The sequence below is a fragment of the Pseudomonas sp. F2 genome (assembly GCF_057174385.1).
On sequence record NZ_CM169904.1, the window covers coordinates 4,611,284 to 4,637,234 of the forward strand.

General features: G+C 57.8%; 14 protein-coding genes, 2 tRNA genes and 4 rRNA genes. 9 read left to right on the forward strand and 11 right to left on the reverse strand.

All coding sequences use genetic code 11. The annotated features are described in order from the left end of the window. Positions 1–116: 116 nt before the first annotated feature. From AC193Q_RS20865 to AC193Q_RS20880, 4 genes are all read right to left on the reverse strand, one after another. Positions 117–1,550 carry an NAD(P)(+) transhydrogenase (Re/Si-specific) subunit beta gene (locus tag AC193Q_RS20865; protein ID WP_483878735.1) on the reverse strand — a complete coding sequence of 478 codons (1,434 nt, stop codon included), beginning with the start codon at positions 1,548–1,550 and terminating at the stop codon, positions 117–119. Continuing rightward, the gene (locus AC193Q_RS20870) at positions 1,550–1,870 is read right to left on the reverse strand and encodes an NAD(P) transhydrogenase subunit alpha part 2 (RefSeq protein ID WP_003220416.1); all 321 of its coding nucleotides are present in this window, start codon (positions 1,868–1,870) and stop codon (positions 1,550–1,552) included. The genes AC193Q_RS20865 and AC193Q_RS20870 overlap by 1 nt, the downstream gene beginning before the upstream one ends. Positions 1,871–1,885: 15 nt before the next feature. Next, positions 1,886–3,007, reverse strand: a complete 1,122-nt coding sequence (locus AC193Q_RS20875; RefSeq protein ID WP_121182970.1) for a Re/Si-specific NAD(P)(+) transhydrogenase subunit alpha — start codon at positions 3,005–3,007, stop codon at positions 1,886–1,888. Between the two features lie 434 nt (positions 3,008–3,441). After that, entirely contained in the window at positions 3,442–4,341 is a 900-nt protein-coding gene (locus AC193Q_RS20880; RefSeq protein ID WP_121182972.1) for a LysR family transcriptional regulator, read from the reverse strand. Between the two features lie 157 nt (positions 4,342–4,498). Between AC193Q_RS20880 and AC193Q_RS20885 the strand changes: the two genes are divergently transcribed. The 8 genes from AC193Q_RS20885 to rrf (AC193Q_RS20920) all read left to right on the forward strand — a co-directional run bounded on the left by AC193Q_RS20885 (position 4,499) and on the right by rrf (AC193Q_RS20920) (position 12,997). Continuing rightward, positions 4,499–5,680 (forward strand): acyl-CoA dehydrogenase, encoded by a 1,182-nt coding sequence (locus AC193Q_RS20885; RefSeq protein WP_003220420.1) that lies wholly within the window; start codon positions 4,499–4,501, stop codon positions 5,678–5,680. A gap of 13 nt (positions 5,681–5,693) precedes the next feature. Then, a complete protein-coding gene (locus AC193Q_RS20890) occupies positions 5,694–6,914 on the forward strand; it encodes a CaiB/BaiF CoA transferase family protein (RefSeq protein ID WP_095667885.1) in 1,221 nt (406 codons plus the stop codon). 642 nt (positions 6,915–7,556) lie between these two features. Next, positions 7,557–9,093 (forward strand): 16S ribosomal RNA (locus tag AC193Q_RS20895). 124 nt (positions 9,094–9,217) lie between these two features. After that, positions 9,218–9,294 (forward strand) — tRNA-Ile (locus tag AC193Q_RS20900). A gap of 9 nt (positions 9,295–9,303) precedes the next feature. Continuing rightward, positions 9,304–9,379, forward strand: a tRNA-Ala gene (locus AC193Q_RS20905). Between the two features lie 236 nt (positions 9,380–9,615). Continuing rightward, positions 9,616–12,507 (forward strand): 23S ribosomal RNA (locus AC193Q_RS20910). 153 nt (positions 12,508–12,660) lie between these two features. Further along, positions 12,661–12,776 (forward strand): 5S ribosomal RNA (gene rrf / locus AC193Q_RS20915). Between the two features lie 105 nt (positions 12,777–12,881). After that, a 5S ribosomal RNA gene (gene rrf, locus AC193Q_RS20920) occupies positions 12,882–12,997 on the forward strand. Together the 16S, 23S and 5S rRNA genes with 2 tRNA genes alongside form the textbook arrangement of a ribosomal RNA operon. Before the next feature lie 243 nt (positions 12,998–13,240). Here the strand turns inward: rrf (AC193Q_RS20920) and AC193Q_RS20925 are convergent. The 3 genes from AC193Q_RS20925 to AC193Q_RS20935 form a co-directional block, all read right to left on the reverse strand. Further along, positions 13,241–15,742 (reverse strand): TonB-dependent siderophore receptor, encoded by a 2,502-nt coding sequence (locus tag AC193Q_RS20925; protein WP_121182974.1) that lies wholly within the window; start codon positions 15,740–15,742, stop codon positions 13,241–13,243. Between the two features lie 87 nt (positions 15,743–15,829). Continuing rightward, a complete protein-coding gene (locus AC193Q_RS20930; protein ID WP_121182976.1) occupies positions 15,830–16,831 on the reverse strand; it encodes a FecR family protein in 1,002 nt (333 codons plus the stop codon). Next, entirely contained in the window at positions 16,831–17,331 is a 501-nt protein-coding gene (locus tag AC193Q_RS20935) for a sigma-70 family RNA polymerase sigma factor (protein WP_121182978.1), read from the reverse strand. The genes AC193Q_RS20930 and AC193Q_RS20935 overlap by 1 nt, the downstream gene beginning before the upstream one ends. A gap of 312 nt (positions 17,332–17,643) precedes the next feature. Here AC193Q_RS20935 and AC193Q_RS20940 point away from each other — a divergent pair, with 312 nt between their 5' ends. Beyond that, positions 17,644–19,524, forward strand: a complete 1,881-nt coding sequence (locus AC193Q_RS20940; RefSeq protein WP_047290706.1) for a methyl-accepting chemotaxis protein — start codon at positions 17,644–17,646, stop codon at positions 19,522–19,524. 146 nt (positions 19,525–19,670) lie between these two features. Here the strand turns inward: AC193Q_RS20940 and AC193Q_RS20945 are convergent, their stop codons facing one another. The 4 genes from AC193Q_RS20945 to AC193Q_RS20960 are packed head-to-tail and all read right to left on the reverse strand — an operon-like array spanning position 19,671 to position 25,269. After that, positions 19,671–20,138, reverse strand: a complete 468-nt coding sequence (locus AC193Q_RS20945) for an SRPBCC family protein (protein WP_047290707.1) — start codon at positions 20,136–20,138, stop codon at positions 19,671–19,673. 22 nt (positions 20,139–20,160) lie between these two features. After that, positions 20,161–23,553 (reverse strand): non-ribosomal peptide synthetase, encoded by a 3,393-nt coding sequence (locus AC193Q_RS20950; protein ID WP_121182980.1) that lies wholly within the window; start codon positions 23,551–23,553, stop codon positions 20,161–20,163. Between the two features lie 13 nt (positions 23,554–23,566). Continuing rightward, a complete protein-coding gene (locus AC193Q_RS20955) occupies positions 23,567–24,496 on the reverse strand; it encodes a diiron oxygenase (protein ID WP_121182982.1) in 930 nt (309 codons plus the stop codon). Beyond that, positions 24,493–25,269, reverse strand: coding sequence for a DUF3050 domain-containing protein (locus AC193Q_RS20960; protein ID WP_121182984.1), 777 nt, complete (start codon positions 25,267–25,269; stop codon positions 24,493–24,495). The genes AC193Q_RS20955 and AC193Q_RS20960 overlap by 4 nt, the downstream gene beginning before the upstream one ends. Between the last annotated feature and the right edge of the window lie 682 nt (positions 25,270–25,951).

Consider the following 25,951-nt stretch of genomic DNA (forward strand, 5'->3'; position numbering starts at 1 on the left):
GCGGGTTTGAAGTAAAACACCGTTACCGGATCTGCAACAACGCGGCAAATTGTCCGACGCTTTGCGCAAACGAAAACGCCCCGACAAGTCGGGGCGTCCGGTGCTACTGCGGAGGATTACTCGACCGCTTTGACCATGTCTTCGATGACTTTCTTCGCGTCGCCGAAGACCATCATGGTTTTGTCCAGATAGAACAGTTCGTTGTCCAGACCGGCATAGCCGCTGGCCATCGAGCGCTTGTTGACGATGATGGTCTTGGCCTTGAACGCTTCGAGGATCGGCATGCCGGCAATCGGCGATTTCGGATCGTTCTTGGCGGCGGGGTTGACCACGTCGTTGGCGCCGAGCACCAGCACCACGTCGGCTTGGCCGAACTCGGAGTTGATGTCTTCCATCTCGAACACCTGGTCGTAAGGTACTTCGGCCTCGGCGAGCAGGACGTTCATGTGCCCGGGCATGCGACCGGCCACCGGGTGGATCGCGTACTTCACGGTCACGCCACGGTGGGTCAGCTTCTCGGTCAGTTCTTTCAACGCATGCTGCGCGCGGGCCACCGCCAGGCCGTAGCCCGGGACGATGATCACGGTGTCGGCGTTGGTCAGCAGGAAGGTCGCGTCATCCGCCGAACCGGATTTCACCGGACGGGCTTCTTTCGCACCGGCAGGTCCTGCGTCGGCCGTATTGCCGAAACCACCGAGCAGTACATTAAAGAAGGAACGGTTCATCGCCTTGCACATGATGTACGAGAGGATCGCACCGCTCGAACCCACCAGCGAGCCGGCAATGATCAGCATCGAGTTGTTCAGCGAGAAGCCGATACCCGCTGCCGCCCAGCCCGAATAGCTGTTGAGCATCGACACCACCACCGGCATGTCGGCGCCGCCGATCGGGATGATGATCAGCACGCCCATCACGAACGCCAAGGCCAGCATCGGCGCGAACGCGGCAAGGTTGCCGGTGAGCATGAAGGTCACACCCAGCACCAGCGTCGCCAGACCGAGTACCGCGTTCAGTTTGTGCTGACCGGTAAACTGTACTGGTGCACCCTGAAACAGGCGGAACTTGTACTTGCCCGACAGCTTGCCGAAGGCGATCACCGAACCGGAGAAGGTGATCGCACCGATCGCCGCACCGAGGAACAGTTCGAGACGATTACCTGCCGGGATCGAATCACCCAGTTGCTTGACGATGCCCAGCGATTGCGGCTCAACCACCGCAGCAATGGCGATGAACACCGCCGCCAGACCGATCATGCTGTGCATGAAGGCGACCAGCTCCGGCATCTTGGTCATTTCGACGCGCTTGGCCATGATCGAACCGGCAGTGCCGCCGATCAGCAGGCCGACGATCACATAGCCGATACCGGCAGTTGCAAGCTCGGCACCCAGCTTATAGATGAGGCCGATGGTGGTGAGAATGGCCAGCGCCATGCCGAGCATGCCGAACAGATTGCCGCGCCGCGAGGTGGTCGGGTGCGACAGGCCTTTGAGGGCCTGGATAAAGCAGATCGACGCGATCAGGTAGAGCGTCGTGACGAGATTCATGCTCATTACTTCGGCGCCTCTTCTTTTGCTTTCGGGGCTTTCTTCTTGAACATCTCAAGCATGCGGCGGGTGACCAGAAAGCCACCGAACACATTGACCGCAGCCAGTGCCACGGCGAGGGTGCCCATGGTCTTGCCCAGCGGTGTGACGGTCAGCGCAGCAGCGAGCATGGCGCCGACGATTACGATCGCCGAAATGGCGTTGGTCACCGCCATCAGTGGCGTGTGCAGCGCAGGTGTTACGTTCCAGACCACGTGGTAACCGACATAAATCGCCAGCACGAAGATGATCAGGTTGTAGATACCGGGGGAGATAAGCTCTTCCATCGTCTGAATCCCTGCTTAGGCGTTTTTGCGGATGACTTGGCCGTCGCGGCACATCAGGCACGCGGCGACGATGTCGTCTTCGAGGTTGACGTCGAACTGGCCTTCTTTGGTGAACACCAGCTTGAGGAAGTCCAGCAGGTTGCGGGCGTACAGCGCCGAAGCATCGGCGGCGACTTCACCGGCGAGGTTGGTCGGGCCGATGATGGTCACGCCGTTCTCGACCACAACCTGATCGGCGACGGTCAGCGGGCAGTTGCCGCCCTGGGCTGCCGCGAGGTCGATGACCACCGAGCCCGGCTTCATCTGTGCCACGGTGTCTGCGCTTAACAGCGTCGGTGCCTTGCGGCCCGGGATCAGGGCGGTGGTGATGACGATATCGGCCTGCTTGGCGCGCTCGTGCACAGCCTGGGCCTGACGCTGCATCCAGCTCGCCGGCATTGGTCGCGCGTAACCGCCGACACCGACCGCGCATTCGCGCTCTTCGTCAGTTTCGTAAGGGACGTCAACGAACTTGGCGCCGAGGGATTCGATCTGTTCCTTCACCGCCGGACGCACATCAGACGCTTCAATCACCGCGCCCAGACGTTTCGCCGTGGCAATCGCCTGCAGCCCGGCCACGCCGGCACCAAGAATCAGCACACGCGCCGCTTTCACGGTACCCGCAGCGGTCATCAGCATCGGCATGAAGCGCGGATAGTAGTGCGCGGCCAGCAACACAGCCTTGTAGCCGGCAATGTTCGCCTGCGACGACAACACATCGAGACTCTGCGCCCGAGACGTACGCGGCGCCGCCTCAAGGGCGAACGCAGTGATCCCGCACTCGGCCATTTTGGCAATGGTGTCGTTATTGAAGGGGTTGAGCATGCCCACCAGCACCGTACCGCGCTTGATCAGCGCCAGTTCGGCGTCGCTGGGGGCGACTACTTTGAGAATCAGCTCGGCACCGAACGCATCGCTGGCACTGCCAATGGTTGCGCCCGCCGCTTCATAGGCACTGTCGACAACGCTGGCTTTGACGCCGGCGCCGGTTTGCACAGTGACCTTATGACCTTGGCTGATCAGCTTTTTAATGGTTTCCGGGGTTGCAGCAACCCGTGTTTCACCGGTCTGGGTTTCGAGAGGAACACCAATGTGCACGTCAAATCTCCTGCGTGATCTTATTGAGTAAACCCAGGCACTGCGGATGGTGCGACTGGGGCGGCCGATCAGCACGATCCCGCCAAATCAGGGCGGGGCGCGGCATTTTGCAGGCGAACTTTATGCCCTTCAAGGGATTATGACGGGTGACGGAAAATTAACTACAAGTCATCCCGTGACCGAATGTCGCAGATGGCCAGTTGAATCCCTTGTAGGCCGTGCCTTACAAGGATTCTGGCCGAATCTGAAAAAAATTCTCATCGGCGACGTGAATAGGACGTAATGAGTCGTCAATAGAGGCTCAAAGCCACGTCAGCAGGCGCTTGTGGGACGTCTGTACGACTTTCGGATACAGTCTGCGATTTTGCGACAAATACTTATATCTGTAGGGCTTTGGATTTCCTGACTACCGGGTTAGTAATTGTTGTAAGCCTTTATCCTTCTAGGCTGTAGCTGTTTGCCTGATTGACCAGCCAATCGCGAAATGCCTTGAGTGACGCCGATTCGACCTTGCGCTCCGGAATCATCAGGTAATACGCCTTGATGCTGGAGAGTGCATCCGGGTTGGCGATCACCAAGCGTTTCTCGGCCAGTTCGCGTTGAATCAGGAACGGCGGAATCAGTGCGATACCCATGTCGTGCATGGCCGCCTGGGCCAGCATGGAGAATAGCTCGTAGCGTGGGCCTGTCATGTCGCGGGGGATGTTCAGGTGCTGTGAGTTAAACCATTGGCGCCAGGCGTAAGGGCGAGTGGTTTGTTGCAGCAACGGCAGTTCGGCGATCTCGTCAGCCGTCAGATGCGTTCTATTGCCGAGTAGGGCAGGGCTGCACACCGGCATCGGATTTTCGCCCATCAGTCTATGGGATTCGGTACCTGACCAATCGGCGTCGCCGAAGTAGATCGCCGCGTCGAAATCAGTATCGGCAAACAGGAACGGGCGGGTGCGGTTGGTCAGGTTAACTGTCACTTCCGGGTGCTTGAGCTGGAAATCCTTGAGCCGTGGCAGCAGCCATTGCGTGCCGAAAGTGGGCACTACCGCCAGTTCGATCACGTTGGTGCCCTGTTGACCCATGACCGAGAGCGTGTCGCGCTCGACGGCATCGAGTTGCGTGGCCACCCGACGGCTGTAGGACAGCCCCGCTTCTGTCAGCTTCACACCGCGTCGCGAGCGTCGGAACAGTTCCACACTGAGGAACTCCTCAAGGCTGGCAATCTGTCGGCAAATGGCGCCCTGGGTGAGTGAAAGTTCTTCGGCGGCCTTGGTAAAGCTTTCGTGGCGAGCGGCGGCTTCGAAGCTAATCAGGGCTGTGGTGCTGGGTATCTTCCTGCGCATGTACGTCAACCTCACTAATGCGCCGCATAAAAGGCATTCAGCGACGTTTCGGAGTGAGAAATTAGCACAACAGGATGCGAAATCCTCGTTTGCCGCGTTGGCGAAGCGGGCCTAGGATCAATGCCACGTTAATTCACCGATTTGCGAGGACACACTCATGGGCGGTAAAGCTAGCTTCAACTGGATCGATCCCTTGCTGCTGGATCAACAGCTCACCGAAGAGGAGCGCATGATCCGTGATACCGCCGCCCAGTTCGCTCAGCAGAGTCTGGCGCCACGCGTGCTTGAAGCTTTCCGCCATGAGAAAACCGATCCTGCGATCTTTCGCGAAATGGGCGAAGTCGGTCTGCTCGGCGCGACCATCCCTGAGCAATACGGTGGCAGCGGTCTGAACTACGTCAGCTACGGTCTGATTGCCCGTGAAGTGGAGCGCGTCGACTCCGGCTACCGTTCGATGATGAGCGTACAGTCCTCGCTGGTGATGGTGCCGATCAACGAATTCGGCACCGAAGCGCAGAAACAGAAATACCTGCCGAAACTGGCGTCCGGCGAATGGATCGGCTGCTTCGGTCTGACCGAACCCAACCACGGTTCCGATCCGGGTGCGATGATCACACGTGCGCGCAAAGTCGACGGCGGTTACAGCCTGACCGGCGCCAAGATGTGGATCACCAACAGCCCGATCGCCGACGTATTTGTAGTCTGGGCCAAAGACGATGCCGGCGACATCCGTGGCTTTGTCCTGGAGAAAGGCTGGAAGGGCCTGAGCGCACCGGCGATTCACGGCAAGGTTGGCCTGCGCGCATCGATCACCGGCGAAATTGTCATGGACAACGTTTTCGTACCGGAAGAGAACATCTTCCCCGACGTGCGTGGTCTGAAAGGTCCGTTCACTTGCCTCAACTCGGCGCGCTACGGCATCTCTTGGGGCGCGTTGGGCGCTGCCGAATTCTGCTGGCACACCGCTCGCCAGTACACCCTAGATCGTCAGCAGTTCGGTCGCCCATTGGCCGCGACTCAGCTGATCCAGAAGAAGCTGGCCGACATGCAGACCGAAATCACCTTGGCACTGCAAGGTTGCCTGCGTCTGGGGCGCATGAAAGATGAAGGCACTGCGGCGGTCGAAATCACCTCGATCATGAAGCGTAACTCCTGCGGCAAGTCGCTGGATATTGCCCGGATGGCCCGTGACATGTTGGGGGGCAACGGTATTTCCGACGAGTTCGGTGTGGCCCGTCACCTGGTCAACCTGGAAGTGGTGAATACCTATGAAGGTACTCACGACGTTCACGCGTTGATCCTGGGGCGCGCGCAAACCGGTCTGCAGGCATTCTATTAACAGGAGAGCGACCATGGGCGCGCTGTCGCATCTGCGGGTACTGGATTTATCGCGCGTGCTGGCCGGGCCGTGGGCCGGGCAGATACTTGCCGACCTTGGCGCCGAGGTGATCAAGGTCGAGCGTCCGGGCAATGGCGATGACACGCGCGCCTGGGGGCCGCCCTTCCTCAAGGACGCTTATGGGGAGAACACCAGCGAGGCGGCTTACTACTTGTCGGCCAACCGCAACAAGCAATCGGTGACGATCGACTTCACTCGGCCTGAAGGTCAACAGCTCGTGCGTGAGCTGGCGGCGAAGTCGGACATCCTGATCGAGAACTTCAAGGTCGGTGGGCTGGCCGCCTACGGTCTGGACTACGAGTCGCTGAAGGCGATCAATCCGGACCTGATCTATTGCTCGATCACCGGCTTCGGTCAAACCGGGCCGTATGCCAAGCGCGCCGGTTACGACTTCATGATCCAGGGGCTGGGCGGGCTGATGAGCCTGACCGGTCGCCCTGAAGGTGATGAAGGCGCCGGGCCGGTGAAGGTGGGGGTGGCGCTGACGGACATCCTTACAGGTCTGTATTCGACCGTGGCGATTCTGGCAGCGCTGGCTCATCGTGATCACGATGGCGGCGGGCAACACATCGATATGGCTTTGCTGGATGTGCAGGTCGCCTGCCTGGCCAATCAGGCGATGAATTACCTGACTACGGGCAATGCGCCCAAGCGTCTGGGCAATGCGCATCCGAACATCGTGCCTTATCAGGACTTCCCGACGGCTGATGGTGATTTCATTCTTACCGTTGGCAATGACGGCCAGTTCCGCAAGTTTGCCGAGGTGGCTGGACAGCCGCAGTGGGCGGACGATCCGCGTTTCGCGACTAACAAGCTGCGGGTGGCTAACCGCGCGGTGTTGATTCCGCTGATTCGTCAGGCAACGGTATTCAAGACCACCGCCGAATGGGTGGCGCAGTTGGAGCAGGCGGGCGTGCCGTGTGGGCCGATCAATGATCTGTCCCAGGTGTTTGACGATCCGCAGGTGAAAGCGCGTGGGTTGGCGATAGAGCTGCCGCATGCACTGGCAGGAATGGTCCCGCAGGTGGCGAGTCCGATCCGGCTGTCGCAAACGCCTGTCGAATACCGTCGCGCGCCTCCTTTATTGGGCGAGCATACGCTGGAGGTTCTGCAGCGGGTGTTGGGTATGGGCGCTGGCGCCGTGGAGGTGCTCAAGGCTGATGGGGTCCTTTGAAATACTCCTCTATATAGAGGGAGTGGTTTTTCCAGCTTATATAGGCGCAGCTGTGTGTTTTTTAACCGGTCTGTAAGTTGTTGAAAGAAAACTGAAATTAACGGTTGACGGCAGATTCTGGAGGTCTATAATTCGCCCCACTTCCGGCGCAGCCGAAACGGAAAACTCCTTGAGATTCAATGAGTTATGCAGTTTTCGGCGGCGGATCGCTTCAGTTCATCGAAGCCTGGAGGGAGTTGAAAGAGCGGTGATGTTTGGCTCTTTTGACGGTTCGATCTTCTCGGTCGAAAGCGGTGAAAAAGAGGTGTTGACAGCAGCGAGTAACGCTGTAGAATTCGCCTCCCGCTAACGAGAGATCGGAAGCGCAAGTGGTTGAAGTTGTTGAAGAATTCTTCGAAAACTTCTGAAAATAATCACTTGACAGCAAATGAGGCTGCTGTAGAATGCGCGCCTCGGTTGAGACGAAAGATCTTAGCCAACCGCTCTTTAACAACTGAATCAAGCAATTCGTGTGGGTGCTTGTGGAGTCAGACTGATAGTCAACAAGATTATCAGCATCACAAGTTACTCCGCGAGAAATCAAAGATGTAACCAACGATTGCTGAGCCAAGTTTAGGGTTTCTTAAAAACCCAAAGATGTTTGAACTGAAGAGTTTGATCATGGCTCAGATTGAACGCTGGCGGCAGGCCTAACACATGCAAGTCGAGCGGATGAGAGGAGCTTGCTCCTGGATTCAGCGGCGGACGGGTGAGTAATGCCTAGGAATCTGCCTGGTAGTGGGGGACAACGTTTCGAAAGGAACGCTAATACCGCATACGTCCTACGGGAGAAAGCAGGGGACCTTCGGGCCTTGCGCTATCAGATGAGCCTAGGTCGGATTAGCTAGTTGGTGAGGTAATGGCTCACCAAGGCGACGATCCGTAACTGGTCTGAGAGGATGATCAGTCACACTGGAACTGAGACACGGTCCAGACTCCTACGGGAGGCAGCAGTGGGGAATATTGGACAATGGGCGAAAGCCTGATCCAGCCATGCCGCGTGTGTGAAGAAGGTCTTCGGATTGTAAAGCACTTTAAGTTGGGAGGAAGGGTTGTAGATTAATACTCTGCAATTTTGACGTTACCGACAGAATAAGCACCGGCTAACTCTGTGCCAGCAGCCGCGGTAATACAGAGGGTGCAAGCGTTAATCGGAATTACTGGGCGTAAAGCGCGCGTAGGTGGTTTGTTAAGTTGGATGTGAAATCCCCGGGCTCAACCTGGGAACTGCATCCAAAACTGGCAAGCTAGAGTATGGTAGAGGGTGGTGGAATTTCCTGTGTAGCGGTGAAATGCGTAGATATAGGAAGGAACACCAGTGGCGAAGGCGACCACCTGGACTGATACTGACACTGAGGTGCGAAAGCGTGGGGAGCAAACAGGATTAGATACCCTGGTAGTCCACGCCGTAAACGATGTCAACTAGCCGTTGGGAGCCTTGAGCTCTTAGTGGCGCAGCTAACGCATTAAGTTGACCGCCTGGGGAGTACGGCCGCAAGGTTAAAACTCAAATGAATTGACGGGGGCCCGCACAAGCGGTGGAGCATGTGGTTTAATTCGAAGCAACGCGAAGAACCTTACCAGGCCTTGACATCCAATGAACTTTCCAGAGATGGATTGGTGCCTTCGGGAACATTGAGACAGGTGCTGCATGGCTGTCGTCAGCTCGTGTCGTGAGATGTTGGGTTAAGTCCCGTAACGAGCGCAACCCTTGTCCTTAGTTACCAGCACGTTATGGTGGGCACTCTAAGGAGACTGCCGGTGACAAACCGGAGGAAGGTGGGGATGACGTCAAGTCATCATGGCCCTTACGGCCTGGGCTACACACGTGCTACAATGGTCGGTACAGAGGGTTGCCAAGCCGCGAGGTGGAGCTAATCCCACAAAACCGATCGTAGTCCGGATCGCAGTCTGCAACTCGACTGCGTGAAGTCGGAATCGCTAGTAATCGCGAATCAGAATGTCGCGGTGAATACGTTCCCGGGCCTTGTACACACCGCCCGTCACACCATGGGAGTGGGTTGCACCAGAAGTAGCTAGTCTAACCTTCGGGAGGACGGTTACCACGGTGTGATTCATGACTGGGGTGAAGTCGTAACAAGGTAGCCGTAGGGGAACCTGCGGCTGGATCACCTCCTTAATCGACGACATCAGCTGCTCCATAAGTTCCCACACGAATTGCTTGATTCATTGAAGAAGACGATAGAAGCAGCTTTAAGCTCCAAGCTGATAGCTCTGAGCTAATCAGTTACGCGCTCGAAATTGGGTCTGTAGCTCAGTTGGTTAGAGCGCACCCCTGATAAGGGTGAGGTCGGCAGTTCGAATCTGCCCAGACCCACCAATTTTGTATGGGGCCATAGCTCAGCTGGGAGAGCGCCTGCCTTGCACGCAGGAGGTCAGCGGTTCGATCCCGCTTGGCTCCACCATTAACTGCTTCTGCTTGTTAGAGCTTAGAAATGAATATTCCGGCGTGAATATTGATTTCTAGTCTTTGATTAGATCGTTCTTTAAAAATTTGGGTATGTGATAGAAAGATAGACTGAACGTTACTTTCACTGGTAACGATCAGGCTAAGGTAAAATTTGTGAGTGACTCTTAAGAGTTTTGCGAATTTTCGGCGAATGTCGTCTTCACAGTATAACCAGATTGCTTGGGGTTATATGGTCAAGTGAAGAAGCGCATACGGTGGATGCCTTGGCAGTCAGAGGCGATGAAAGACGTGGTAGCCTGCGAAAAGCTTCGGGGAGTCGGCAAACAGACTTTGATCCGGAGATGTCTGAATGGGGGAACCCAGCCATCACAAGATGGTTATCTTGTACTGAATACATAGGTGCAAGAGGCGAACCAGGGGAACTGAAACATCTAAGTACCCTGAGGAAAAGAAATCAACCGAGATTCCCTTAGTAGTGGCGAGCGAACGGGGACTAGCCCTTAAGTGGCTTTGAGATTAGCGGAACGCTCTGGAAAGTGCGGCCATAGTGGGTGATAGCCCTGTACGCGAAAGTCTCTTAGTCATGAAATCGAGTAGGACGGAGCACGAGAAACTTTGTCTGAATATGGGGGGACCATCCTCCAAGGCTAAATACTACTGACTGACCGATAGTGAACTAGTACCGTGAGGGAAAGGCGAAAAGAACCCCGGAGAGGGGAGTGAAATAGATCCTGAAACCGTATGCGTACAAGCAGTGGGAGCAGACTTTGTTCTGTGACTGCGTACCTTTTGTATAATGGGTCAGCGACTTATTTTCAGTGGCGAGCTTAACCGAATAGGGGAGGCGTAGCGAAAGCGAGTCTTAATAGGGCGTCTAGTCGCTGGGAATAGACCCGAAACCGGGCGATCTATCCATGGGCAGGTTGAAGGTTAGGTAACACTGACTGGAGGACCGAACCGACTACCGTTGAAAAGTTAGCGGATGACCTGTGGATCGGAGTGAAAGGCTAATCAAGCTCGGAGATAGCTGGTTCTCCTCGAAAGCTATTTAGGTAGCGCCTCATGTATCACTGTAGGGGGTAGAGCACTGTTTCGGCTAGGGGGTCATCCCGACTTACCAAACCGATGCAAACTCCGAATACCTACAAGTGCCGAGCATGGGAGACACACGGCGGGTGCTAACGTCCGTCGTGAAAAGGGAAACAACCCAGACCGTCAGCTAAGGTCCCAAAGTTATGGTTAAGTGGGAAACGATGTGGGAAGGCTTAGACAGCTAGGAGGTTGGCTTAGAAGCAGCCACCCTTTAAAGAAAGCGTAATAGCTCACTAGTCGAGTCGGCCTGCGCGGAAGATGTAACGGGGCTCAAACCATACACCGAAGCTACGGGTATCACGCAAGTGATGCGGTAGAGGAGCGTTCTGTAAGCCTGTGAAGGTGAGTTGAGAAGCTTGCTGGAGGTATCAGAAGTGCGAATGCTGACATGAGTAACGACAATGGGTGTGAAAAACACCCACGCCGAAAGACCAAGGTTTCCTGCGCAACGTTAATCGACGCAGGGTTAGTCGGTCCCTAAGGCGAGGCTGAAAAGCGTAGTCGATGGAAAACAGGTTAATATTCCTGTACTTCTGGTTATTGCGATGGAGGGACGGAGAAGGCTAGGCCAGCTTGGCGTTGGTTGTCCAAGTTTAAGGTGGTAGGCTGAGATCTTAGGTAAATCCGGGATCTTAAGGCCGAGAGCTGATGACGAGTTACCTTTCAGGTGACGAAGTGGTTGATGCCATGCTTCCAAGAAAAGCTTCTAAGCTTCAGATAACCAGGAACCGTACCCCAAACCGACACAGGTGGTTGGGTAGAGAATACCAAGGCGCTTGAGAGAACTCGGGTGAAGGAACTAGGCAAAATGGCACCGTAACTTCGGGAGAAGGTGCGCCGGTGAGGGTGAAGGACTTGCTCCGTAAGCTCATGCCGGTCGAAGATACCAGGCCGCTGCGACTGTTTATTAAAAACACAGCACTCTGCAAACACGAAAGTGGACGTATAGGGTGTGACGCCTGCCCGGTGCCGGAAGGTTAATTGATGGGGTTAGCTAACGCGAAGCTCTTGATCGAAGCCCCGGTAAACGGCGGCCGTAACTATAACGGTCCTAAGGTAGCGAAATTCCTTGTCGGGTAAGTTCCGACCTGCACGAATGGCGTAACGATGGCGGCGCTGTCTCCACCCGAGACTCAGTGAAATTGAAATCGCTGTGAAGATGCAGTGTATCCGCGGCTAGACGGAAAGACCCCGTGAACCTTTACTATAGCTTTGCACTGGACTTTGAATTTGCTTGTGTAGGATAGGTGGGAGGCTTTGAAGCGTGGACGCCAGTTCGCGTGGAGCCATCCTTGAAATACCACCCTGGCAACTTTGAGGTTCTAACTCAGGTCCGTTATCCGGATCGAGGACAGTGTATGGTGGGTAGTTTGACTGGGGCGGTCTCCTCCTAAAGAGTAACGGAGGAGTACGAAGGTGCGCTCAGACCGGTCGGAAATCGGTCGTAGAGTATAAAGGCAAAAGCGCGCTTGACTGCGAGACAGACACGTCGAGCAGGTACGAAAGTAGGTCTTAGTGATCCGGTGGTTCTGTATGGAAGGGCCATCGCTCAACGGATAAAAGGTACTCCGGGGATAACAGGCTGATACCGCCCAAGAGTTCATATCGACGGCGGTGTTTGGCACCTCGATGTCGGCTCATCACATCCTGGGGCTGAAGCCGGTCCCAAGGGTATGGCTGTTCGCCATTTAAAGTGGTACGCGAGCTGGGTTTAGAACGTCGTGAGACAGTTCGGTCCCTATCTGCCGTGGACGTTTGAGATTTGAGAGGGGCTGCTCCTAGTACGAGAGGACCGGAGTGGACGAACCTCTGGTGTTCCGGTTGTCACGCCAGTGGCATTGCCGGGTAGCTATGTTCGGGAAAGATAACCGCTGAAAGCATCTAAGCGGGAAACTTGCCTCAAGATGAGATCTCACTGGAACCTTGAGTTCCCTGAAGGGCCGTCGAAGACTACGACGTTGATAGGTTGGGTGTGTAAGCGCTGTGAGGCGTTGAGCTAACCAATACTAATTGCCCGTGAGGCTTGACCATATAACACCCAAGCAATCTGAATGCTCGAAAGAGACCAGATTGCGGTGTGTGAAGACGCAATGAACCGAAAGTTCGCGCAGCTCACAAACACCTGTATCACATACCCGATTTGCTGAAGCGAGGCCAGCCGGTCACGAGTCAGTACCCGAATTTCTTGACGACCATAGAGCGTTGGAACCACCTGATCCCATCCCGAACTCAGAAGTGAAACGATGCATCGCCGATGGTAGTGTGGGGTTTCCCCATGTGAGAGTAGGTCATCGTCAAGATTAAATTCCGAAACCCCAATTGCGAAAGCAGTTGGGGTTTTGTTTTAGTAGAAGTCACCGATTTTGCTGGAACGTTACCGTGTTGACGGGCCAGATACAGAATTTCTTGACGACCATAGAGCGTTGGAACCACCTGATCCCATCCCGAACTCAGAAGTGAAACGATGCATCGCCGATGGTAGTGTGGGGTTTCCCCATGTGAGAGTAGGTCATCGTCAAGATTAAATTCCAGAACCCCTGTCTGCTAACGCAGACAGGGGTTTTGTCGTTTCAGGGAATTAAAAAATCAGGCCGCTTTGCGAGCCGTATTGATCTTCCACGCAACCGATTACTTCTTCCGGAACGGTTTGTCACGGGGGTAATCACAGCGCCTCAGCTGAGGCCGTTTGAACGGCGCCCTTAAAATCGAAAAAGCCAGCCCCTGAATGATCAGGGGCTGGCTTTTTTATGCATAAGGCTAAGGTTCAGAACTGGTAGCTGACCGTGGCCGCGACGTTGCGCTCTTCGCCCATGTAGCAAAAGCTCAGACTGGCGCAGGAGGCCACGTAAGACTCGTTGGTCAGGTTGTTCGCGTTCAATCGAACGTCGACGCCCTTCAAGCCGACCTTGCCCAGGTCATAACCGATCGATGCGTCGAACAACGTGTAAGACGGCACCTTCAGTGTGTTTTCCGCATCCGCCCAGCTATAACCGACATAACGCACACCACCGCCTAAACGCAGGCCATCGAGTGCCGCGCTATCGAACTTGTAGTCGGCCCACAACGATGCCATGTGCCGCGGTGCCTGAGTCGGCGAGTTGCCTTTGTTTTCGATTACGTCGGTCGGCGTACTCAGGGTACTGACCATCGACTTCGAATACTCGATATCGGTGAAGGTATAGCTACCGAGCACTTTCAGGTTGTCGGTCACCTGCATGTGCGCTTCCAGTTCCAGACCTTGCGAACGCACGGCGCCGACAGCACGGTAGAAATTTTCCTGGGGCAGCTTGGTCGCCAGGTTCTCCTGATCGATATGGAACAGCGAGGCGGTGAACAGATTGTCGGTGCCTGGCGGCTGGTACTTCAGGCCGACTTCCCATTGCGTTCCGTCGGTTGGCGGCAGTGGATTGCCGGCGCTGTCAGCATACGAGTTCGGGTTAAACGACTCGGAATAGCTGATGTACGGCGCCAAGCCGTTTTCGAACAGATACAACGCGCCAGCGCGGCCGGTCAGTTTGGTGCGGCGGTCGTTGATTTCGGTGCCCACTGGCCGTCCCGCTTCGGCGATACGGTTCTCATCCGACGTCTCGACCCAGTCCTGACGCAGCCCGAGTGAGAAGCGCCACTGGTCCATCTCGATCAGGTCTTGCAGGTATACGCCGGTTTGTTCCAGGCGGCGCAGATAACGGGTCTCGCCGTACACGTCGATCGCCGAATTACCGTAGACCGGATCGAAGGCATTGATCGGCGCCAGGCCGCCGCTGGTCCAGTCGACCACGGTTTTGCGCCGTTGATAATCTGCGCCCATCAACACGGTGTGCTTGGTGGCACCGGTGAAGAATTCGGCCTGCAGCATGTTGTCGACGATGAACGCATGCAGACGCTCATCGCCGCCGGTGTAATAGCGATTCAGTTCGTTGCTGGTTGGCGTCGTCCAGCCATAGGCGTAGACCTGATCCATGTTCACTTTGGAGTCGAGGTAACGGAAATTCTGCCGCGCCGTGAAGACATCGTTGAAGCGATGTTCGAACTGATAGCCAAACGACTGCTGATTCCGCGAGTACCCATCAACTCCCGGCTCGCCCTCGAAGAAGTGCGGCGAGATGCGGTTGCCGTTGCGCTGATGAATCGTCCCGTCTGCCGGCACGCCGCCGTGGTAGCCGCCATCCGGATCGTGTTGTAGATACGCCTGCAGTGTCAGCGAAGTGTCTTCAGTGAAATCGATGCTCAGGGTTGGGGCGAGAGCGAAGCGTTTTTCCTTGTTGTGGTCGAATTGCGTGTCGGATTGATCCGTCAAACCGGTCAGACGATAGGCGATGCGCTTGTCGTCATCGACCGGACCGCTGAAGTCAAAACCGACACCGCGCTGGCCTTGGGTGCCGACCGTGGCCTGAACTTGATGATAGGCCTCGTACAACGGTTTTTTGCTGGTCAGCGCCACCAGGCCACCGGGCGAACTGCGACCGTACAACACGGACGATGGGCCTTTGAGAATATCCACGCGTTCAAGGAAATACGGATCGACCTGCATGGTGCTGTAGGTGCCGCTGTCACCCATCGACTTGAGGCCGTCGAGATAGATGTTGTCCACCGAACCGTCGTTGAAACCGCGCATCGCCACATAGTCGTATCGATGCGTCGCGCCGTAAGGATTGGTCAGCACGCCGGGGGTATAACGCATCGTCTGGGAGACGGTCTGCGAGCCTTGATCGTCCATTTGCTCGCGAGTCACCACCGATACGCTTTGTGACGTTTCCAGCAGCGCGGTACTGGTCTTGGTGGCGATCTGGCTGTGGGTGGCGTTGTAGCCCTCCATGCTGCCCAGTGCATTTCCGAGAGCGAAGCCTTTGATATCAGTGGCCGGCAGCGCCAGTGCATCGCTGTCGCTGACTGAGTGCAGAATGTAGCTGCTGCCATCCTGGCTGACCGCTTCCAGACCCGAGCCACTCAGCAAACGGCTCAACGCTTGATCGGTTGAATATTCGCCCTGCACGCCCGGCGACTGCTGCCCCCGCGTTTGCTGGGGTGTCATCGACAAGGTGATACCCGCCTCGCGCGCAAACCGGTTCAGCGCTTCGTCCATCGGGCCGGCGCCAATGTTGTAGCGATGGCTGCTCGCTTCACTGGCATTGGCGGCGAGGCTCAGGGCAGGCAACACTCCGGTGCCCAGAGCAGTGGAGAGCAGGGCGGCGCGAACGGCGTGGCGTAACAGGGCTGATTCGGCAGTGAAATGCAGAGGTTTCTTACAGGTGATGCGGACAGTCATTGTCGGTTTCCGTGGCAAGTCGCTAAAGCGGAATGGAGGTGCTTACTGACCAAGCCGGATTTGCCGCAAAAAACCGCCAAAATAATTTCAGGCCACTGCCTCAATCATTACCCACCACCGGGTGCGATAGCGCAACTGCACCGGCAACGTCTGCGGCAAAATGCCCAACAGCTTGTCGGTGTCCTCCAGGCGGAACACGCCGGACAGGCGCAAATCTGCCACCGCCGGCGCGCACGTCACGAAACCTGGACGATAACGTCCGACCTCGTTGAGAAAATCGCCCAGGCGCATATTGCGAGTGACGATCAGACCGTCGACCCACGCGCCCGCGTCCATATCTGGTGGCGGCGCCGGGCGTACCTGGTGGTGATCGATCAGGTAGGTCTGCCCGGCGAGTGCCTCAACCAAGGTGCCAGCGCTATGAATGGTCACACGGCCGTGGGTGACGCTCAGCCGCGTGCAATCACTGTCCTGACGCAGGATGAAGCGGGCGTGGGTCGGCTCATAAACGCCGTGACGACTTTGTACGCGTAGCGCCCGATTGAACGCCGCGCCTTCATCGTTACCACCGCATGTGACGATGATTTCGCCGCGATTGAGTTTGATCAGCCGCTGCTGCGCGGTGTAGTCCAGATCCACTGCGCTGGCAGTGTTCAGCTCGATCCGCGTGCCGTCGGGCAGCTGGAACCCGCGACGCTCGCCGGTCGCCGTAGCGTAATCAGCGCGCCACTGCTGCCACACGGAGGTGTCCTTGGCCAGCCATGCCGCGGAGCCCATCAGCACCGCGCCGGACAGCAGCTTCAAGGCTTGTCGCCGGCCCAGTCCTTGCGCACTGTTTTCCAGCGTATTGAACGCGACCTGGGCGCCGGGCGCTGCGCGCAGGTTGTGGCTCAGTTCGGCCTGCAGCGACTGCACGCGCTGCCAGGCCAATTCATGTTCATGATGTTCGGCGCGCCACGCGTCGCACTGATGACTCAGGCGCGCATTGCCATGGTTGTTGCGCAGCCGCAGCAACCAGTGAATGGCTTGCTTGACCACTTGTTGCGGCGGCTCGGCGCGACGCCCGGCTGAGTTGTTATCCACAGCCATCAACTTGCGTACCGCAACACGTAGCAGTGATACAGCGCAGCGGCGACGTAACGTTCGACTGAGCGCAGAGACAAGCCCATTCGCGCGGCAATCTGCTTATGGGTCAAACCTTCGCACTGCGCCAGCAGAAACGCCTGACGCACTTTCGGCCGCAAGCCTTCGAGCATGCGCGCAATGTCTTCAAGCAATTCGATTACCAGCGCGCGGGTTTCGGCGCTTGGGGCTTCGGCTTCGGGCAAGTGGGCGATGGTTTCGAGATAGGCGCGTTCGATTTCTTCACGACGCCAGAGGTCGATCACCAGACCACGGGCGATGGTGCGTAAAAATGCGCGAGGTGCTTTCAGTTCCAGGCGTTCGCTGCGCTGCAGCAGACGGACGAAGGTGTCCTGGGCCAGATCCGCCGCATCCGCGGCATTGCCCAGTCGCGCTCGCAGCCAGGCGTTGAGCCAGCCGTGATGACTCCGGTAAAGCGCCTGCACTGCAAACTCAGGTGAGGACATGAACGCAACAGCCCGAACGTCACAAATGATAATTAGTCGCATTGTCATCAAGGGCTACAGAATTTGCAACCGGCGCTGCAAAAACAGTCACCAAGAAATGACCGGCGAACGCTCTGGCACGCCGTTCGGCGGGAATCTGGCTGAAATACCGTGCATTTCCTGCAAAGCGCTAAGTTTTCTCCGAAGCGTGCCGACAGACTGGTGAGACATGCGTGCACCAAAGTAGAGCGGCCGTCAGAACGCCGCCTGCGCTGTACATGGAATGTTGCATCCCGGAACGCATCCCCACTTTTGCATAAGAAGTCCCATGAAATGAATCTCAAGTTCAGCCATAAAATCCTGTTGGCCGCCTCGGGCGTCGTGGTCCTGGCTTTCGCTTTGTTCACCCTCTACAACGACTATCTGCAGCGCAACACCATCGGCCAGAATCTTCAGTCGTCCGTGCAGCAGGCCGGCGATCTGACCGCCAGCAGCGTGCAGAACTGGATGAGCGGGCGAATTCTGGTGCTGGAAAACCTCGCGCAAAACGTTGCCCATCAGGGCAAGAACGCCGATTTCCCGGGGCTGGTCGATCAACCGGCCTTCACCTCGAACTTCCAGTTCACCTACGTCGGTCAAGCCAACGGTGTGTTCACCCAGCGCCCTGACGCGAAGATGCCCGACGGTTACGACCCGCGTCAGCGCCCTTGGTACAAGCAAGCCGTCGCTGCCGACAAAACCATGCTGACGCCGCCGTACATGGCGGCGGTCGGTGGTCTGGTGGTGACCATCGCCATGCCGGTGAAAAACAATGGCGAACTGCTGGGTGTGGTCGGCGGTGACCTGAGCCTGGAAACCCTGGTGAAGATCATCAATTCGGTGGACTTCGGTGGCCTCGGTCACGCATTCCTCGTCAGCGGTGACGGCCAGGTGATCGTCAGCCCGGACAAAGACCAGGTAATGAAGAACCTCAAGGACATCTACCCGAACGCCGGCGTGCGCATCGAGAAGGGCAACCAGAACGTGGTACTCAACGGCCAGGAGCGCATCCTGTCGTTCACCCCGGTCAGCGGCTTGCCGAATGCCGACTGGTACATCGGCCTGTCGATCGATCGTGACAAGGCCTACGCCGCGCTCAGCCAGTTCCGCACTTCGGCGTTGATCGCGATGTTCGTCGCGGTCGCTGCGATTGCGCTGCTGCTGAGCCTGCTGATCAACGTTCTGATGCGTCCGCTGACCACCATGGGTCGTGCGATGCAGGACATCGCCCAGGGCGAAGGCGACCTGACTCGTCGTCTGGTCGTGCAAGGCAAGGATGAGTTCGCTGAACTGGGCAGTTCGTTCAACCAGTTCGTCGAGCGCATTCACGCGTCGATCTCCGAAGTGTCGTCGGCCACCCGTCATGTACACGACCTGTCGCAACGGGTGATGGCATCGTCCAACGCCTCGATCATTGGTTCCGACGAACAAAGCGCCCGTACCAATAGCGTGGCCGCCGCGATCAACCAGTTGGGCGCCGCGACTCAAGAAATCGCCCGCAACGCCGCCGACGCTTCGCAACACGCCAGCGGCGCGAGCGAACAGGCTGATGACGGTCGTCAGGTGGTCGAGCAGACCATTCAGGCGATGACCGAGCTGTCGCAGAAGATCAGCCTGTCGTGCACTCAGATCGAAACCCTCAATGCCAGCACCGACAACATCGGCCACATCCTCGATGTGATCAAAGGCATCTCGCAGCAGACCAACCTGCTGGCGCTCAACGCGGCCATCGAAGCGGCCCGTGCCGGTGAAGCCGGACGCGGTTTTGCCGTGGTGGCGGACGAAGTGCGTAACCTCGCGCATCGCACCCAGGAGTCGGCGGAGGAGATCCACAAGATGATCACTTCGTTGCAGGTCGGTTCCCGTGAAGCGGTGACCACCATGAACGCCAGTCAGGCGTCCAGCGAAGAGAGCGTTGAAGTGGCCAATCAGGCGGGCCTGCGCCTGGTCAGCGTGACCCAGCGCATCGGTGAAATCGATGGCATGAACCAGTCGGTGGCTGCCGCGACCGAGGAGCAGACGGCGGTGGTGGAAACCCTCAACGTCGACGTCAACCAGATCAACCTGCTGAACCAGCAGAGCGTCGCCAACCTCAATGAAACGTTGAAGGATTGTGATGCGTTGTCGCAGCAGGCGAATCGGTTGAAGCAGTTGGTCGACAGCTTCAAGATCTGACGTCTAGCAGACCGCGTTATCGTTCATCGCGGGCAAGCCCGCTCCCACAGGATTTCTGGCGAACACAACATCTGTGACCGACCTGGAGCCTGTGGGAGCTGGCTTGCCAGCGATAGTGGCGGTGCAATCACTGCCAATCCGAAGCCTTAGACAAACAGCTTCAGCACATTCCCCATCGCATCATCGGCAAACCCCTGCACGAAATCCTTGAACCCCGGCAGCGCCTCGGCACCTCCGCTGGCCGGCTCGGCAATAATCGTCCAGGTCGCCCGCGACTTGCCCGCCCCCAAAGATTCCACATTCATCGCCGCCCACAGATTGGCCACACCCAGCGTGTTGTAGATCGTGGTCCAGGTCATGGCGCGCGCCTGCTCATCGCGGGAGTTGAGTTGCTCGACCACCACGTTGCCGTCCTTGAAGACCTTCTTGCGCAGCGAGGACACGCCTTCACCGGTCATTTCGATGTGCGACAACGCCGGAATAAACCGGTCGAAAGCGGCGAAATTGCCGACCACCGCCCAAACCTGCGCCGCGTCCGCCGGCACTTCCACCGACGACACAACGTGGCAGCCGTGCGGGTTTTTGATCAAGGTGTCGGGTTGCAGATTGCTCATGGTGTTGCTCCTTTTTGATGAACTAGATGAAGTTGATCTGTTTCAGGTAATCGCAGCCGCGACGCAGCAGCGCCGGGGATTTTTCCGGGTATTGCGCGCCCATCTGTTGCACCCCGGCGTGGGCGTTGGCGTGGCCGATCAGGGAGATGTCGCCGATGTCTTCCTCGAAGCCGTTGAGGTAGAAACCAAGCACACCGAACAGCGCGTTGTCGGCGTCGACCCGGCCCAGTTGCTGTTGCCAGTCGGCGACACTGACCAGCGAAAATTCACTGCCGGTTTCGCGGAACGACGCGACGTAGGCATCCCAACTCAGCGGCTCGGGGTTGTGCAGGTTGAACACCGCTCGCTCGCTCGAATAACGGCTGGCGTGGAAGGCGATGAAACGGGCGAGAAAATCCACCGGCATCAGGTCGAAATTCAGTGCGAAGGCCGGCACCTGACCGAGCTGGATCGAGCCCTTGAGCATCAGCATCAAACGGTTCTTGTGCGGTTGGCAGACGCCGCTCAGGCTGTTGAAACTGATGTTGCCGGGGCGATACAGGTTGACCCACACCCCACGCTCGCGCGCCCGCTCAAGGATGCGCTCGCCGACCCACTTCGACAGGTTGTAGCCATTGCGGATGTAGATCGGCGGGGTCGGTGCGGCGGGCAGTTCGAGTACGCGGCTTTCGCTATCGATGGTGCTGGAAGCGGACAGCGTCGAGACAAAGTTGAAGACCTTTTTGCTGCGCCCTTCACACAGGCGCAGCAGCTCGAAAATCGGCTCGACGTTATCCGCGGCCAGCGACTCGTAATCGAGCACATGGTTGACGTTGGCGGCGTTGTGCACCAGTGCGCCGAACTCGCGATCCAGGCGCTGATAATCGGCGTCGGCCAAGCCCAGTTGCGGACGGGTGATGTCTGCCGAGTAGATCCGCACCCGGCTCAGGTCCAGATGCTCCAGGCGGTTCTCGCGCAACGCCTGGGCAAACCGCTGCGCCGCCGTTTGTCCGCCACCGTCACGCACCAGACACGCCACCTCGCTGGCGCCCCAGCCGAGCAGCGCTTCGACAATGTGTACGCCGACAAAGCTGTTGGCGCCGGTGACGATCACTTTGTGCACATCGCCCAGGCGGCTGATCGGCAACGGCTCGATGTTCAGCGGGCGTTCGGCGTCGGCCATGGCCTGGGCGCTGAGCACCGCGCTGTCATCGGTCCCGCGCACCAGCGTTGCGAGCTTGATGATGGTCGGCAATTCGATGAAGCGGTTGATCGAAATGCTACGGCCGAATTCCTCACGCAAGCGCAGCAACATGCGCGACAGCAGGATCGAATGCCCACCGAGGTTGAAGAAACTTTCGTCGGTGGAAATATCGCTGCTCGGCAGCTCCAGCAGTTCCGCCCAGATCTCCAGCAGCAGCGCTTCGTCGGCATTTGCCGGCAGGCATTTCGGGCCGCTGTCCTGCACGCTCACCGGCAGTTCCAGCAACGCCTTGCGGTCGACCTTGCCGTTGCTGGCGAATGGCATGTGCGGCAGTTCAGTCCACGCCACCGGTTGCATGTAGTCCGGCAAAAACTGCTGGGCATGCGCCTTCAATAGATCGCGGGCAGCGTCCGATTGCGACTGCGCAAGGAACGCCAGAATCCGCCGCTGACTGTCGATCACCACCGCCACCTGACGGTACAACTGGCTCTCGCGCAGGCAGCGTTCGATCTCCTCCGGCTCGACCCGGAAACCACGGATTTTCACCTGATTGTCGCGCCGTCCGCACAGCTCGATACCGTGCTCGCCCCATTTGGCCATGTCACCACTGCGGTAGGCGCGCAAGTTCTCACCGTGCGGCAGTTGCAGGGTCAGGTAGCGCTCGGCGGTCTGCTGTGGGTTGTTCAAGTAACCGAGGCAGACGCCGGGACCGACGATGAACAATTCGCCGACGGTGTTCTCCGTCACTGGTTGCAGGTCGTCATCGAGAATCAGCACCTGACTGTTGGCAATCGGTGCGCCAAGAGTGCGGTTGCTGTCACCCGGTTGCAGTTGCCGGGCGGTAATCAGCACCGTCGCTTCGGTGGGGCCGTACAGGTTATGCAGCTTGCCCTGACGGGTCAGTTGCTCGATGACGAAGGGCTCGCAGACGTCGCCACCGGTCATCACCTCCACGCCTTGCAATTGCTCCAACGGCAGGATGCTCAGCAGCGCTGGCGGCAGGAACGCGTGGGTCAGTTGCCGGCGGCGGATCAACGCCACCAGTTGCAGCGGATCGCGGCGCTGGGTGTCGTCGGGCACCACCAGTTCGGCGCCCTGCAGCAGCGTCGGAAAGATATCGATCAGCGATGAGTCGAAGCTCAGCGAAGAGAACTGCAACACCCGGCTTTCGGCGCGCAACTGCACGTAATCGGCGTACCACGCGGTGAAGTGCGCGAGGTTCGCCTGGCTCAGCAGCACGCCCTTCGGATGCCCGGTAGTGCCTGAGGTGTAGAGCGCCATGCACGGTGCTTCAAGCGTCGCCCGTTGACGCATCAACGGTTGGCTGAGATCCGCATCCGCGCTGTCGATACAACTGACATCCAGATCGGGCATTGACTCACTGAGCGGGTGCTCGCCATCGTGCAGCAACAACACCGCGCCAGCGTTCTGCAGGATGTATTGCTGGCGCTGCAACGGATGGCTCGGCTCCAGCGGCAGGTACACCGCGCCACTGCCGAGCACCGCCAGAATCGAGGCAAACAGCGCCGGGCTTTTCGGCTGACAGATACCTACGATCCACGGCTGCGGATGTTGTTTGAGCAATGGCAGCAGGCGTTGCTGGATCGCACAGCTGTGGGCGTGTAACTGGCGATAGCTGAGCGACTGCTCGGCCAGGTGCAGCGCCGGTCGCTCGGCGTGTTCGATCAGGCTGCGTTGCAGACGCTCGATCAGCGGTATCTGCGCCTGCTTGAGCAGCATCGGGTTGGCCGTGTCGTTAAGGCGATGGACGTAGGCCAGGCTGTCGAGAAACCGCAGGTCTTCCACCTGTTCGAAATCCACTGCCGTGGCGGGCATCACCTGCTGGAAATACTCGGCATCGCGGGAGAAACGGCTGACCAGCAGCGCGACTTCGTCAACCACCTGCGTCAGCAGCCGCTGACGCAGAGCCTGCCCGTTGCCGGACGGCTCATCGCCAATCGGCACACGGCTGATCAGAGACGAGCCGAGGAAGCACAGCAGGTCGAGCGTCGGTAAACCGCCAAGGCTAGGCGAACCGATACCCAGGCGCAGATGCAGGTGCGGGATGGCGCAGAAATCGCCGGCGCCGATGAAGCCATCGTCGATGATCAGATCCACCGGCGATTGCGCCGCGCCGCTGCGCAGCAAGGTGTGACCGTGTTGTTCGAGTTCCTGCGCCAGGTCGGTCATGGCCTGGCTGGCGCCAATCAGCAAAATGTCGAGACGTCTCATGTCAGCCTCCTCATCAAACCAGATAGTCGCGCAGGGCGTGCTGCACGCAGGGCGTGTCGAGCAGCGAGCTGCTGTGGAAAAAACGCACGATGTTGCCCACCAGCGGATGATGGCGATTGATCGGGAAGGCCAGGCCGGCCATCTCGTCCTTGAGGGAACGGCGCACGGCATCGCTGACCGGCAAGGCGTCGATCAGGCGCAGATCGAAGGACTTTTGAATGTCGTTGGTCAGGTAATGGCCGATAAACACCGGCAGGATCTGCGCGATGGTTGCCCGGTCCGCGTCACTGGCGGTGTGCCAATAGATGCGCACCATGCGCGCCCAGAAACTGGAATGCCGTCCCTCATCCAGCAAGTGATCGGCCATCAGGCCTTTGATCGACGGCTTGACCGTGTCGTCACGGGCAAACGCGGCGACGTCGCCGGTCACGGTGTTTTCGGCGATCGCCACGCAGATCAGCTCCACCGCGCTGCGCAGGTGCTCGGGCGCCAACGCCACAGCGGCAGGAATCGCCCGGCTCAGTTCAATTTCAGCGGGCAGTTCGATCGGCTCGATGCCGGTCATGGCCACGGTCTGTTGCATGAAGTCCATCGCCACCAGCGCGTGGTAATCCTCGTCCACCACCACGGTCATGGCGTCGTAGCGACAGGCGAACGGGAAGGCCACGGCAAAGCGATTCTTGGCGATACTGCGCGCGGTCTTGTCGACGATCTCGGTTTCGAAAATCACCACGTCGTTGATGAACTTGTACAGCGTCTGCACCAAGGCAAAATCCCGCTGTTGCGGGCACTCGCGCAGGAAGGTGTCGCTGAGCACCAGGGGCTGGCGGCTCAACGGATAAATCAGGCGTTCATCGTCTTCCAGTACGCGCCGTGGCCGGGTGCGGATGGTGGCGCGGCTTTCCCAGGCGTCGGCGAAGGATTGGTAATCGGCGGCATTCATTGGGCCACCTCCGCCAACGATTCGCGCATGCTCAGACGCAGGCCGTCCCACAAGGCGATGCGGCTTTCCACCGCCGCGATGGCACTGGCGTAGACTTCGGCTTCGCGTTGCGGATCGCCATCGACCAGACGCTCAAGCAGTTGCTCCGCCGCCGGACCGTGATCTTCGGAATCGACCTCGATGTGGCGCTCCAGGTAATAGCGAAAGGTCGGCGCCTGTTCGATACCGATCCCCCAGTCATCGAGGATGCGCTGGAACATGGTCGGGATGACGCTCTCGCGACCATGCAGGAACGCGGCAGCGACGCTGTGGCCTGGCGCATGCAGCGCGGTGTTCAGCGTCTCGCGAACAAATTTTGCTGCTGCCGGATCCACTTCCACGCTTTGCAGGGCGACGTCGTAACTCACGCCCTCCTGTTGCAGCGCGACAAAGCGTTCGACTGCCGTGGTGCTCGCACCGACTTCGCGCATGGCGTCCAGATACAGCTCGAAATGACTGTAATGGCCGTGAGCGGGACGGTCGTCGGACTCTTCGCCGAGCACGATCTCGTTGATCAGCCGCGCAGCATGCGGGTCACGCGGCGGCAGCCACGGCAGACGGGTGCAGGTCAGTTCTTGTTGGAGACGCTTGGTCAGCGACATGAAATCCCAGACGGCGAAGACGTGGGATTCCATGAACCGGCGCAGTACCGATAACGAATCGATTTCAGTAAAGATCGGATGAACGCTCAATTGAGCTTTTATCAGGGCGAGTTGTTCTTTAGTTGGCATCATGGCTAACCTCGGTGTTATTGGAATAGAGAAAGTTGCTCGTTCGGTGCGTCAATGCAGACTGTCTGGGTTTTAAATTTTTATATTGGCGAGCGCTGGCCTCATTCAGTTAAATGAACGTGTGCAAAGTGCATTGGAGGCTCTGGGCTGTGCCAGGGCGACTATTTGCCATGGCTGTCAGCTGAGTGCGGAGCCGTGCCGTGTTTGCGGGGTTTAACCTGCTCGGCGAGGAAAAACTAATACATCATCAAATAACTTAACAAGTTTATTTTTAATTATTTTAAGTTTGCTGTTTTTTAAGTGTGAGTTGGTCCGGTAAAACTTATAAATTAAGTTTTACTTGGGCGTAGTTACTCCTTTCGGCGAACAGTGGCCAAAATTGAAGACAAGAGTGAATTCCTCACTCAGAGCAACTTTTCGATACAAGGATTGAAGTTGTGTATAGGGGTGAAAGTTGGCCGGGAACGGCGCCGTAACTTCCTTTTATCCCGTGGCAAGGCTCCTTCCGTAGGTTCCTGGTGCGAGGACTGCGCCGGCGGTGCGGTGCGTCCCCGTTCTTCATGGGTTGGCTGTTCAAGAGTGCGGGTAAATTGGCGGGACGGCTATGACCGATTCGTCCGCGGCGAGCTGCATTACCGGACTTATGGGGGCGCTGGGAGGTTAGAGCGAACAGGCGAATCCGCCA